The sequence below is a fragment of the Streptomyces sp. NPDC002690 genome (assembly GCF_053592415.1).
Map to the genome: position 1 here is coordinate 1 of NZ_JBSFVR010000232.1, position 11,907 is coordinate 11,907.

11 protein-coding genes and 1 pseudogene are annotated in these 11,907 nt (G+C 71.9%); 5 read left to right on the forward strand and 7 right to left on the reverse strand.

The window, feature by feature from the left end:
• Positions 1-324: 324 nt before the first annotated feature.
• A complete protein-coding gene (gene serB / locus ACWD3D_RS24885; RefSeq protein WP_451463020.1) occupies positions 325-1,581 on the forward strand; it encodes a phosphoserine phosphatase SerB in 1,257 nt (418 codons plus the stop codon).
• A gap of 106 nt (positions 1,582-1,687) precedes the next feature.
• On the opposite strand, the gene ACWD3D_RS24890 is transcribed toward serB, so the two are convergent.
• The 4 genes from ACWD3D_RS24890 to ACWD3D_RS24905 all read right to left on the reverse strand — a co-directional run bounded on the left by ACWD3D_RS24890 (position 1,688) and on the right by ACWD3D_RS24905 (position 4,189).
• Complete coding sequence (locus tag ACWD3D_RS24890) at positions 1,688-2,206, reverse strand: SixA phosphatase family protein (protein WP_451463021.1); 519 nt, start codon at positions 2,204-2,206, stop codon at positions 1,688-1,690.
• Positions 2,207-2,307: 101 nt separating this feature from the next.
• Complete coding sequence (locus ACWD3D_RS24895; protein ID WP_451463022.1) at positions 2,308-2,514, reverse strand: hypothetical protein; 207 nt, start codon at positions 2,512-2,514, stop codon at positions 2,308-2,310.
• A gap of 233 nt (positions 2,515-2,747) precedes the next feature.
• Complete coding sequence (locus ACWD3D_RS24900; RefSeq protein WP_328722459.1) at positions 2,748-2,864, reverse strand: SGM_5486 family transporter-associated protein; 117 nt, start codon at positions 2,862-2,864, stop codon at positions 2,748-2,750.
• A 17-nt stretch (positions 2,865-2,881) separates the two neighbouring features.
• Complete coding sequence (locus ACWD3D_RS24905) at positions 2,882-4,189, reverse strand: CynX/NimT family MFS transporter (protein WP_451463023.1); 1,308 nt, start codon at positions 4,187-4,189, stop codon at positions 2,882-2,884.
• A 186-nt stretch (positions 4,190-4,375) separates the two neighbouring features.
• Here ACWD3D_RS24905 and ACWD3D_RS24910 point away from each other — a divergent pair, with 186 nt between their 5' ends.
• The gene (locus tag ACWD3D_RS24910; RefSeq protein WP_451463024.1) at positions 4,376-5,050 is read left to right on the forward strand and encodes a FadR/GntR family transcriptional regulator; all 675 of its coding nucleotides are present in this window, start codon (positions 4,376-4,378) and stop codon (positions 5,048-5,050) included.
• Positions 5,051-5,188: 138 nt separating this feature from the next.
• Here the strand turns inward: ACWD3D_RS24910 and ACWD3D_RS24915 are convergent.
• The 3 genes and pseudogenes from ACWD3D_RS24915 to fabG all read right to left on the reverse strand — a co-directional run.
• Positions 5,189-5,566: pseudogene (locus tag ACWD3D_RS24915) on the reverse strand (hypothetical protein); the annotation flags it as partial.
• A 229-nt stretch (positions 5,567-5,795) separates the two neighbouring features.
• Positions 5,796-6,563, reverse strand: coding sequence for an enoyl-ACP reductase FabI (fabI, locus tag ACWD3D_RS24920; protein WP_451463025.1), 768 nt, complete (start codon positions 6,561-6,563; stop codon positions 5,796-5,798).
• Positions 6,564-6,568: 5 nt separating this feature from the next.
• Entirely contained in the window at positions 6,569-7,288 is a 720-nt protein-coding gene (fabG, locus tag ACWD3D_RS24925; protein WP_451463026.1) for a 3-oxoacyl-[acyl-carrier-protein] reductase, read from the reverse strand.
• A gap of 275 nt (positions 7,289-7,563) precedes the next feature.
• On the opposite strand from fabG, the gene ACWD3D_RS24930 reads away from it, so the two are divergent.
• From ACWD3D_RS24930 to tyrS, 3 genes are all read left to right on the forward strand, one after another.
• The gene (locus tag ACWD3D_RS24930; protein ID WP_451463027.1) at positions 7,564-9,087 is read left to right on the forward strand and encodes a TldD/PmbA family protein; all 1,524 of its coding nucleotides are present in this window, start codon (positions 7,564-7,566) and stop codon (positions 9,085-9,087) included.
• On the forward strand, positions 9,084-10,478 hold the full coding sequence (locus ACWD3D_RS24935; RefSeq protein ID WP_451463028.1) for a metallopeptidase TldD-related protein: 1,395 nt from the start codon (positions 9,084-9,086) through the stop codon (positions 10,476-10,478). Before ACWD3D_RS24930 ends, ACWD3D_RS24935 begins: the two co-directional genes overlap by 4 nt.
• A gap of 116 nt (positions 10,479-10,594) precedes the next feature.
• Entirely contained in the window at positions 10,595-11,863 is a 1,269-nt protein-coding gene (tyrS, locus tag ACWD3D_RS24940) for a tyrosine--tRNA ligase (protein WP_451463029.1), read from the forward strand.
• The last annotated feature ends 44 nt before the right edge of the window (positions 11,864-11,907 follow it).

Consider the following 11,907-nt stretch of genomic DNA (forward strand, 5'->3'; position numbering starts at 1 on the left):
AGGTGTGCTGTTGCGATGTGGCGCAGGTCCGGCGCAGGTCCCGACGCAGGTCCGGCGCAGGTCCGGCGCAGGTCCGGCGCAGGTCCGGCGCAGGTCCGGCGCGGATCCGGGCGCATCTGGGGCGCAGATCCGGCGGGAGTCGGGGACGCGTCGCACGGCGGGCTCGGGGATGCGGCCCCGGCCGGCCCTCGTGACCGGCTCCGGACGACTCCGGACGGTTTCGGGCGGCTCCCCGGACGGCTTCGGAGGCGACGGGCGCCCGGGTGTCCGCTACTCGGGACGGCCTGCCGGGGCTCCGGCGGCGACCGATACGGTGGAACCACCATGAGCGCATCTCAGCCATCTCCGTCTCCCTCGTCCTCCGAGCTCCCTGAGTCCCGTGCGGGCAGCGACTCCCCCACGCTTCTCGTGAAGATCTTCGGAAAGGACCGTCCCGGCATCACCGCCGGGCTTTTCGACACGCTCGCCGCCTACGCGGTGGACGTCGTGGACATCGAGCAGGTAGTCACCCGTGGCCGGATCGTGCTGTGCGCGCTGGTGAGCGCCCCGACGGCCGGCGGCACCACCGAAGGTGATCTGCGGGCCACCGTGCACAGCTGGGCCGAGTCGCTGAAGCTCCAGGCCGAGATCATCTCGGGGACGGGCGACAACCGCCCGCGCGGCGACGGCCGTTCCCATGTGACCGTGCTGGGCAACCCGCTGACCGCGGAGTCGACCGCCGCCATAGCGGCCAGGATCACCTCGACCGGTGCCAACATCGACCGGATCTTCCGGCTCGCGAAGTACCCGGTGACCGCCGTCGAGTTCGCGGTCTCCGGAGCGGGCACCGAGGAACTGCGGACCGCGCTCGCGGTCGGGGCCGCGCAGATCGGTGTGGACGTGGCGGTGATGTCGGCCGGTCTGAGCCGTCGGGCCCAGCGCCTGGTGGTGATGGACGTGGACTCCACGCTGATCCAGGACGAGGTGATCGAGCTCTTCGCCGCGCACGCGGGCTGCGAGAAGGAGGTCGCCGCGGTGACCGAGCAGGCGATGCGCGGGGAGCTGGACTTCGAGCAGTCCCTGCACGCCCGGGTCGCCCTGCTCGCCGGACTCGACGAGTCCGTCGTGGAGAAGGTGCGCGCCGAGGTGCGGCTGACCCCCGGGGCCCGCACCCTCATCCGTACCCTGAAGCGGCTCGGGTACCAGGTCGGCGTCGTGTCGGGTGGGTTCACCCAGGTCACCGATGACCTCAAGGAGCGGCTGGGGCTGGACTTCGCCTCCGCCAACACCCTGGAAATCGTCGACGGGAAGCTCACCGGACGCGTGGTGGGCGACATCGTGGACCGGGCGGGCAAGGCCCGTCTGCTGCGCAGCTTCGCCGAGCAGGCGGGCGTTCCGCTGGCGCAGACGGTGGCGATCGGGGACGGCGCCAACGACCTGGACATGTTGAACACCGCCGGTCTCGGGGTGGCGTTCAACGCCAAGCCGGTCGTCCGGGAGGCGGCGCACACAGCGGTGAACGTGCCCTTCCTGGACACCGTGCTGTACCTGCTGGGCATCACCCGCGAAGAGGTCGAGGCGGCGGACGCGCCGAACGCCTGAGCGCTCCGGAATTCGCCGCTGGACGCGGAGACGGACAGGAACAGGGCCCCCGCACGCTTCCGCGTGCGGGGGCCCTGTCGTGGGAAGCGGAGCCGGCTGGGGCCGGTCAGTCGATGGGCGTCCAGTAGTCGGTGAGCCTGCCCGCGCCGAGTTCGACGCTCTTCCACGTTCCGGGGAACTCCAGGACGGCGAAAGCGGCGGTCGGGAACCCGTCCCTGGTCATCCGGGCCGGCGCATCGCCCTCGGCCGAGCCCGCGAGGGCGTCAGCCGCGCCGTGCATCCCGGGGTTGTGGCCGATGACGAGCAGGTTGCGCACCTCGTCGGGGGTCTCGTTGAAGAGGGCGATGAGTTCGCCGAGTGAGGCTTCGTACAGCCGCTCCTCGTACACGGTCCTGGGGCGCTGCTCGAACTCGTGGACCGCCAGCTTCCAGGTCTCCCGCGTCCTGGCGGCGGTCGAGCACAGGGCAAGGTCGAAGTCGATGCCGGAACCGGCGAGCTTGCGCCCGGCCACGGGCGCGTCCTTGCGTCCGCGCTCGGCCAGCGGTCGCTCGTGGTCGGACGCTTGCGACCATTCCGCCTTCGCGTGCCGGAGAAGAACGATCCTGCGAGGTGTGTCGACGCTCATGTCGTTCAGCTTCGCACGAATCGCGGCCCCGGGCGCAGGGTGTTGACGGGCTCGACCGCCAGGGGTGACAGGGAGGGCCCGGGAATGGCCGGACCGGCCGTTCAGTAGGACAGGTGATCGAGCGCGCGCTCGACGAACCGGCCGAAACCGGGGTCGGCGGACGCGGCGTTCGCCTGCTCCGGGTTGGCCACCACGAGCAGCAGCGCGGCGAACGCGAGCACCGGCAGCGCCACGGCCCACCAGGGCAGCCGCACCGGTGCCCCGGCGGCCGGCCCGCGCACGGGCCGGGGGTTCGTACGGGCCGGCATGTCCGCCTCCGGGGGTCGCGGGTTCCTTTACTCAGAACCTACGCAAGGGCCGACGGGCCGCCCATCCGGTGACCCACCCACTCGACCCTGAACCTGGCCCCCTAGGGGATGGTGGGGCTGTCCCCACCATCGCCGCGGGCCGGTCGTCCCGGTCCGTGCGCCGAGCCGCCAGTACTCCGGGGACGGCCGGGTGCGCGGACCATCCGGCCGCCCGATGTCGGGGGTGAAGGCCGTCAGGGGGAGAAGACCGAGGCGATGACTCCGATGATCACAGTGATGAGAAGCATGGCCCCGAGGACGAGGAGAAGCTTCTTCTGGCCGTTCTGGGGATTCGGATCGAGCACTGGCATGGGGCAAGTCTCGCATCTCACCCGCGGCCGTCGATCGTCCGGTCCCGTCCGGCGAGTAGACCCGCCACGATCTGCGGAACCATCAGCGCCGCCATGAAGGCGATGGGCAGCCCCCAGCCGCCGCTGTGCTCGTTGAGCACGCCGACCAGCAGCGGGCCCGGGATCGAGATCAGGTAGCCGGTGGACTGGGCGAACACCGAGAGCCGGGCGACGCCCGAGCCGGTACGGGCCCGCAGGCCGATCATGGTGAGGGCGAGCGGGAAGGCGCAGTTGGAGACACCCAGCAGGACCGCCCAGGCCCAGGCGCCGCCCGCCGGAGCGAGGTAGAGACCCGCGTATCCGGCCAGGCCGCAGATCCCGAGGAAGAGGACGATGGGTCCCTGCGTACGCATCCCCGCGGCGACCCGGGGGATGACGAAGGCGAGCGGCACGCCCATGACCATGGTGACCGCGAGCAGGACGCCGGCGGTGCTCGCGGAGATGCCCGCGTCCCGGAAGATCTGGGGCATCCAGCCCATGGTGATGTACGCGGCGGTGGACTGGAGTCCGAAGAAGCAGGCGAGGGCCCAGGCGGTCGAGCTGCGGCCGATCCGGAAACCGGCGGGGAGCGACTGCGGACCGGCCGGGGCGGCAAGGGCTTCCGCACCCACCGGGTTGATGCCGCTGCCCCTGCGCACCAACGGGATCCAGACCAGTACGGCGAGGACGCCGAGCGTGGCCCAGACGGCGAGGCCGGTCCGCCAGCTGCCGCCGAGCGCGTCGGTCACCGGGACGGTGGCCGCCGCCGCCAGGGCGGTGCCGAGCGAGAGGGCCATGGAGTAGAGGCCGGTCATCGGTCCGACGCGGTCCGGGAACCAGCGCTTGACGATGACCGGCATCAGGACGTTGCCGACCGCGATGCCCATCAGCGCGAGCGTGCTGGCGAGCAGGAATCCGGCGGTGGAGCCGGCGAAGGGGCGGATCAGCAGGCCCGCGGTGATCGCGACCATGCCCGCGAGGACGACCGCCGGAGGGCCGAACTTCCGGGCGAGGCGGGGTGCGGTGATCCCGAACACCGCGAAGCAGAGCTGCGGTACCGAGGTGAGGGCGCCGGCGACGCCGCCGCTCATGTGGAGCCCGTCGCGCACCTCTTCGAGGAGGGAGCCCAGGCTGGTGATGGCCGGGCGGAGGTTGAGCGCGGCCAGGACGAGACCGGCGGCGAGCAGGCGCGGCAGCCACGGGGAGGTTCCCGCGGAGGGGCTCCCGGGCTTCGAGGCGGTCGGTCGGGTCGTCCGTGCCCGGGTCGTGGCGGCCGGGCCGGGTGTCTCGGTAACGTCTTCCAGCATGGCGCCATCATAGAATCATGGGATGATTGGTTGTCCACCCGGGCGACGACACCCCCGGCGCCCGGACGCCCCGGAATCTGCTGGCAGAATCCGGACCACGCCTCGCCGCCCCGGGCCACCGGGGCGCCCGGCCCCCGAGGGACCGGAGCGTCGCGGAGCACTGCGGAACGCGGAACAAGGAGTCTCATGGCGCTGACGTCCCCCCGGCGCTCGGCACTCGCCGACCAGGTGATTGCCCAGCTGAGGAACCAGATCACCTCGGGCGAGTGGCCCGTGGGCTCGCGCATCCCCACCGAACCGGAGCTGGTCGAGCAGCTCGGCGTGGCCCGGAACACGGTCCGCGAGGCAGTGCGCGCCCTCGCCCACAACGGCCTGCTGGACATCCGCCAGGGCTCGGGCACGTACGTCGTGGCCACCAGCGAGCTGGCCGGGGTGATGCAGCGGCGCTTCGCCGCCGCCGATCCGCGGCACGTGGCCGAACTCCGGTCCGTGCTGGAGTCTTCGGCGGCACGGCTGGCGGCCGGGCGGCGTACCGACCGGGATCTCAAGCAGATGGACGCCCTGATGGCGCGGCGCGAGGAGAGCTGGGCGGCGGGTGACGCGGAGGCGTTCGTCGCCGCGGACGCCACCCTGCACCTGGCGATCGTCGCCGCCGCGCACAACGACGTACTGACGGAGGTCTACGCGGACCTGGGCGACGTCCTGCGCGACTACCTGCGCGGGGACGTGGGTCCCGAGCTGCGGCCCGAGGACCTCATGGACCACGGCCGCATGGTCGAGGCGATCCGCGAGGGCGATGCGCGGACGGCGGCCGAAGAGGCGGCGGGGCACGCGTTGCACTGCCCGCCCGAGCGGGGCTGAGGGGTCCGCCCCGCTCCGGCGGGAAGGGCGTCAGCCCGGGTCCGCGGCGCCGCCCGGATTCGCACCCACGTCCGAGCCGTCGGCCGAATCCACCGCGTTGCCCGGGTCCGTGCCGCCGTCCGGCTCCGCGCCGCCGCCCGGGTCCGTGCTGTGGGTGACCCAGGCCGTGGCCACCTCTTTCCAGCAGCGGTCCTTCAGCCGGACCGTGCGCCCCGGCTCGACGGCGACCGCCACGCCGTCGCCGTCCACGTCCCACCACCGGGCGCACTCCGTGTGCAGCCGGACGACGTCGAGGGAGGGGTACGGATTGTGGCAGTAGGCGATCACCAGGGAACCCTCGACCGCTGTGCGGCACTCGGACCCGGCGGGTTCCGGGGACGGAGCACGCGGCGCACGAGTGCCGGAGGCGGCGGTTCCGACCGATCCGGCGGCGTAGATCCCGGCGGGGACCATGAGAGCGGCGACGGCTGCCGGGGAGACGAGCAGAACCCAGGTACGGCGACGCGTGGGACGCACGGCAATCTCCTCCCCGCAGCCTGACCAGAGTCCGGTTCCTCCACAGTCTGCGGTGGATCGCCGGTCTCTACGACCCGGGGCGGCGCGGGCCGGGCTCCGACGGGTGCCGGACGCCCCGCGGGCCCTCCTCCCCCCGGGCCCGGTCCGCCGGGCCGGGACGCACGTCGGCCGCGCACCCTGCCGGAGGAGATCCGGATGCGGGTACGCGGCCGACAGAGGTCCGTACGGGTCAGGCGCCGATCATGTGCACGCCACCGTCGACGTGGATGATCTCGCCCGTGGTCTTCGGGAAGAAGTCCGAGAGCAGCGCGACCACACCGCGGCCGGCGGGCTCCGGGTCGGTCATGTCCCAGGCCAGCGGGGAGCGGGTGTCCCAGACCTTCGCGAGGTCGCCGAAGCCCGGGATGGACTTCGCGGCCATGGAGCCGAGGGGACCGGCGGAGATCAGGTTGCAGCGGATGTTGTCCGCGCCGAGGTCACGGGCGAGGTAGCGGGAGGTGGCCTCCAGCGCGGCCTTCGCCGGGCCCATCCAGTCGTACTGCGGCCACGCGAACTGGGCGTCGAAGGTGAGACCGACGATCGAACCGCCATCCGACATCAGCGGCTTGCAGGCCATCGCGAGCGACTTCAGCGAGAACGCCGAGACGTGCATCGCGGTGGCCACCGACTCGAACGGGGTGTTCAGGAAGTTGCCGCCGAGGGCGTCCTGCGGCGCGAAGCCGATGGAGTGGACGACGCCGTCCAGCGTGCCGAGCTCGTCGCGGACCAGGCCGGCGAGCCGGTCGAGGTGCTCGGCGTTGGTGACGTCGAGTTCGAGGACCTTCGCGGGCTTGGGAAGCTTCTTGGCGATGCGCTCGGTCAGGGTGGGGCGGGGGAAGGCGGTGAGGATGATCTCCGCGCCCTGCTCCTGGGCCACCTTCGCGGTGTGGAACGCGATGGACGACTCCATCAGCACCCCGGTGATGAGGATGCGCTTGCCGTCGAGAATTCCGCTCATGGTGATCAGTGACCCATGCCCAATCCGCCGTCAACGGGGATGACGGCTCCAGTGATGTACGACGCGTCGTCGGAGGCGAGGAAGCGGACCGCCGCGGCGATCTCCCCGGGCTGCGCGTAGCGGCCGAGCGGAACCTGGGCGACGATGCCCTTGCGCTGCTCCTCGGTGAGCACCTGCGTCATGTCGGTGTCGACAAAGCCGGGTGCGACGACGTTGAAAGTGATGTTCCGCGAGCCGAGCTCACGGGCCAGCGACCGGGCGAACCCGACCAGTCCCGCCTTGGAGGCCGCGTAGTTGGCCTGACCGGCGGAGCCGAGAAGGCCCACGACGGAGGAGATGAGGACCACGCGGCCCTTCTTCGCGCGCAGCATGGCGCGGTTGGCGCGCTTGACCACACGGAAGGTGCCGGTGAGGTTGGTGTCGACGACGGACGTGAAGTCCTCCTCCGACATCCGCATGAGGAGCTGGTCCTTGGTGATGCCGGCGTTGGCCACCAGCACCTCGACGGAACCCTGCTTCTCCTCGATCTCCTTGTAGGCCTGCTCCACTTGCTCGGCGTCGGTGATGTCGCAGCGGACCGCGAGAACACCCGCCTCGGTGAGCTCGGCCGGCGGCTCGCCGGAGCGATACGTGATCGCCACCTTGTCGCCGTTGTCGACGAAGGCGCGGGCGATGGCGAGGCCGATGCCCCGGTTTCCTCCGGTGACGAGAACCGAGCGGCTCAACGGATCACCCTTTCCTTGACGGTCTGGTACGCCGAAAACCTATCGTCACGGTGCGGTGTACGGAGAATCGGGCCCTGACAGTGGCAGGTGCGAGGTGCTGTGGGGTTTCTACAGTCGGTGCCGGTCGAGGGGGCGTGCCGGGCGGGCCCCGCCGGGTGCCGGACGCCACCCCGGCACCCCGCGCGGGCGATGCCCACGACCGTCCATCACGGCCCCGTCGCACCGTGATTGACTTCCACCCCGGGCACGATTCCACAGCGCAAGGGAGGCCGTCCGTGGCCCATGACATCGACCCGTCGTTTCTCGCCCTGCCCCTACGGGCCCTGGCCGACGCCGCCCTCGCACGGGCCCGCGCGCTCGGCTCCACGCACGCGGACTTCCGCTTCGAGCGGGTGCGGAGCGCGACTCTGCGGCTGCGCGACGCCCGCCCCTCGGGGTCCTCGGACACCACCGACCTGGGATACGCGGTGCGGGTCGTGCACGGCGGGGCGTGGGGGTTCGCGTCCGGCGTCGACCTGACGATGGACGCGGCGGCGAAGGTGGCCTCGCAGGCCGTCGCCATGGCGAAGCTGTCGGCGAAGGTGATCGCGGCGGCGGGCAGTGACGAGCGGGTGGAGCTGGCGGACGAGCCGGTGCACGGGGAGCGGACCTGGGTCTCCTCCTACGGGATCGACCCGTTCTCCGTGCCGGACGGGGAGAAGACCGGGCTGCTCGCCGAGTGGAGCGGGCGGCTCCTCGGGGCGGCCGGGGTCGCGCACGTGGACGCCTCGCTGATGACCGTCCACGAGAACAAGTTCTACGCGGACACGGCCGGTACGGTCACCACCCAGCAGCGGGTACGGCTGCATCCGCAGCTGACGGCCGTGGCGGTGGACTCCGCGACGGGCGATTTCGACTCGATGCGGACGATCGCGCCGCCGGTGGGCCGCGGCTGGGAGTACCTGACCGGCACCGGCTGGGACTGGAACGACGAGCTGGAGCGCATCCCGGGGCTGCTGGCCGAGAAGATGCGGGCGCCGGGCGTGGAGGCGGGGACGTACGACCTGGTCGTCGACCCCTCGAACCTCTGGCTGACCATCCACGAGTCGATCGGGCACGCCACCGAGCTGGACCGGGCGCTGGGGTACGAGGCGGCCTACGCCGGGACCTCGTTCGCCACCTTCGACCAGCTGGGGAAGCTGGCGTACGGCTCCCCCGCGATGAACGTGACGGGCGACCGGACGGCCGAGCACGGGCTGGCGACGATCGGGTACGACGACGAGGGCGTCGAGGCGCAGTCCTGGGACCTGGTCAGGGACGGCACCCTCGTCGGCTACCAACTCGACCGCAGGATCGCGAAGTTGACCGGCCTCGGCCGGTCCAACGGCTGCGCTTACGCCGATTCGCCGGGCCATGTGCCGGTGCAGCGGATGGCCAACGTGTCGCTGCGGCCGGACCCGGGCGGCCTCTCCACCGAGGACCTGATCGGCGGGGTCGAGCGCGGGATCTACGTGGTCGGTGACCGCTCCTGGTCGATCGACATGCAGCGCTACAACTTCCAGTTCACCGGGCAGCGGTTCTTCCGCATCGAGAACGGGCGGCTGGCCGGTCAGCTGCGGGACGTCGCGTACCAGGCGACCACCACGGACTTCTGGGGCTCGATGGAGAAGGTCGGCGGCCCGCAGACGTACGTGCTGGGCGGCGCCTTCAACTGCGGCAAGGCCCAGCCGGGCCAGGTCGCGGCCGTCTCGCACGGCTGCCCCTCCGCTCTCTTCCGAGGCGTGAACATCCTCAACACGACGCAGGAGGCGGGCCGATGAGCCGCGTGAGCAAGCCGTACGAGATCGTCGAGCGCGCCCTCGGGCTGTCCACCGCCGACGGCCTGGTGGTCATCGCCGACGAGACCTCCTCGGCGAATCTGCGCTGGGCGGGCAACGCCCTCACCACCAACGGTGTGACCCGCGGCCGGACACTGACCGTCGTCGCCACCGTGGACGGCTCCGAGGGGACGGCCTCCGGGGTCGTCTCGCGCTCCGCGGTCACCGCCGACGACCTGGAACCGCTGGTACGGGCGGCCGAGGCGGCGGCCCGCGCGGCCGGCCCCGCCGAGGACGCGCAGCCGCCGGTCACCGGTGTACCGGTCAGCGCGGACTTCACCGACGCCCCCGCCGAGACCGGCCCGGACGTCTTCGCGGACTTCGCCCCGGCGCTCGGCGAGGCGTTCGCCCGTGCCCGCGAGGGCGGCCGGGAGCTGTACGGCTTCGCGAACCACGAGATGACCTCGACCTACCTGGGCAGCTCCACCGGACTGCGGCTGCGGCACGACCAGCCGAACGGCACGCTGGAGCTGAACGCCAAGTCGCCGGACCGCTCCCGGTCCGCGTGGGCCGGGCGGGCCACCCGGGACTTCAAGGACGTCGATCCGGCGGCCCTCGACGCGGAGCTGGCCCGCCGCCTGGGCTGGGCACAGCGGCGGATCGAGCTGCCGGCCGGCCGGTACCAGACCCTGCTGCCGCCGACCGCCGTGGCGGACCTGCTGATCTACCAGATCTGGTCCTCGACGGCCCGGGACGCCACCGAGGGCCGGACCGTGTTCTCCCGGCCGGGCGGCGGGACCCGGGTGGGCGAGAAGCTCGCACGGCTGCCGCTGACCCTGCGCAGCGACCCGCACGCGCCGGGTCTTGAGTCGGCCCCGTTCGTGATCGCGCACTCCTCGGGGGACGGGGCGTCGGTCTTCGACAACGGGCTGCCCCTGGAGCCGACCGACTGGATCGGCGGCGGCCGGCTGGAGCGGCTGACCACCACCCGGCACACGGCGGCCCTGACCGGGCTCCCGGTGGCGCCGGCGATCGACAACCTGCTGCTGGAGGGCGGCGGCGAGCGGACGCTGGACGAGATGGTCGCGGCCACCACCGGCCGGGCGCTGCTGCTGACCTGCCTCTGGTACATCCGCGAGGTCGATCCGGCGACGCTGCTGCTGACCGGACTGACCCGGGACGGGGTCTACCTGGTGGAGGACGGCGAGGTGGTCGGCGAGGTGAACAACTTCCGGTTCAACGAGTCGCCCGTCGACCTGCTCTCCCGTGCCTCGGAGGCCGGCCGCACCGAGCGGACGCTGCCGCGCGAATGGGGCGACTGGTTCACCCGCGCCGCGATGCCCGCACTGCGCGTCCCGGACTTCAACATGAGTTCGGTCAGCCGGGGGGTCTGAGCCGGGCCCGCCCCTGAATCCATCGGGGGCGGCCCGGGACACCGCTTAGACTGGCGGGGAGTGGGCCCACCAGGCACGGAGGCCCACTGTTCACTCGCTGAAGGAGACACGGAACCGTGACGGACATCGTCGACGAGCTCAAGTGGCGCGGGCTGTTCGCCCAGTCCACTGACGAGGACGCCCTGCGCAAGGCTCTTGGCGACGGTCCGGTCACCTTCTATTGCGGCTACGACCCGACCGCGTCCAGCCTGCACGTCGGCCACCTGGTCCAGGTGCTCACGATGCGCCGGCTCCAGCGGGCGGGCCACCGGCCGCTGGCGCTGGTGGGCGGGGCGACCGGCCAGATCGGCGACCCCCGGCCGACCGCCGAGCGCACGCTGAACGACCCGGAAACCATCGCCGCCTGGGTGACCCGGCTGCGGTCGCAGATCGAGCCGTTCCTGTCCTTCGAGGGCGAGAACGCCGCGGTCATGGTGAACAACCTTGACTGGACCGCGGGCATGTCCGCGATCCAGTTCCTGCGGGACATCGGCAAGCACTTCCGGGTCAACAAGATGCTGACCAAGGACTCGGTGGCCCGCCGCCTGGAGTCCCAGGAGGGCATCAGTTACACCGAGTTCAGCTACCAGCTGCTCCAGTCCATGGACTTCCTGGAGCTGTACCGGCGCCACGGCTGCGTCCTCCAGCAGGGCGGCAGCGACCAGTGGGGCAACCTCACCGCCGGCATCGACCTGATCCACCGCATGGAGCCCGCGGCGACGGTGCACGCACTGGCGACTCCCCTGATGGTCAAGGCGGACGGCACGAAGTTCGGCAAGACCGAGGGCGGCGCCGTCTGGCTGGACCCGGAGATGACGACCCCGTACGCCTTCTACCAGTTCTGGCTGAACGTCGACGACCGCGACATCTCCCCGTACATGCGCATCCTCAGCTTCAAGCCGCAGGCGGAGCTGGAGGAGCTGGAGAAGGTCACCGAGGAGCGTCCGCAGGCTCGTACGGCGCAGCGCGCGCTGGCCGAGGAGCTGACCACCCTGGTGCACGGCGCCGACCAGTGCGCGGCTGTCATCGCCGCGTCGAAGGCGCTGTTCGGCCAGGGCGAGCTGGGTGAGCTGGACGAGGCGACGCTGGGCGCGGCGCTCTCCGAGCTGCCGCACACGACGCTCGCCGAGCCGGCGCCGCTGGTGGACCTGCTGGTCGAGGCCGGTCTCGCGCCGAGCAAGTCGGGTGCCCGCCGCACGGTGAACGAGGGCGGCGCCTACCTGAACAACGCCAAGATCACCGACGGCGAGGCCCTGCCCGCCGCCGAGGACCTGCTGTACGGGCGGTGGCTGGTGCTGCGCCGGGGCAAGAAGAACCTCGCGGTGGTCGAGATCGCCGCGGGCTGACGCCTTCCGCACAGGGCGAAGGCCGGGCACGCACGTCGCGTGCC

What these genes read in the sequence shown, in the direction of transcription:
- serB (WP_451463020.1), top strand. Translation starts at nt 325, where the DNA reads ATGAGCGCATCTCAGCCATCTCCGTCTCCCTCGTCCTCCGAGCTCCCT.
- ACWD3D_RS24890 (WP_451463021.1), bottom strand. Translation starts at nt 2,206, where the DNA reads ATGAGCGTCGACACACCTCGCAGGATCGTTCTTCTCCGGCACGCGAAG.
- ACWD3D_RS24895 (WP_451463022.1), bottom strand. Translation starts at nt 2,514, where the DNA reads ATGCCGGCCCGTACGAACCCCCGGCCCGTGCGCGGGCCGGCCGCCGGG.
- ACWD3D_RS24900 (WP_328722459.1), bottom strand. Translation starts at nt 2,864, where the DNA reads ATGCCAGTGCTCGATCCGAATCCCCAGAACGGCCAGAAGAAGCTTCTC.
- ACWD3D_RS24905 (WP_451463023.1), bottom strand. Translation starts at nt 4,189, where the DNA reads ATGCTGGAAGACGTTACCGAGACACCCGGCCCGGCCGCCACGACCCGG.
- ACWD3D_RS24910 (WP_451463024.1), top strand. Translation starts at nt 4,376, where the DNA reads ATGGCGCTGACGTCCCCCCGGCGCTCGGCACTCGCCGACCAGGTGATT.
- fabI (WP_451463025.1), bottom strand. Translation starts at nt 6,563, where the DNA reads ATGAGCGGAATTCTCGACGGCAAGCGCATCCTCATCACCGGGGTGCTG.
- ACWD3D_RS24935 (WP_451463028.1), top strand. Translation starts at nt 9,084, where the DNA reads ATGAGCCGCGTGAGCAAGCCGTACGAGATCGTCGAGCGCGCCCTCGGG.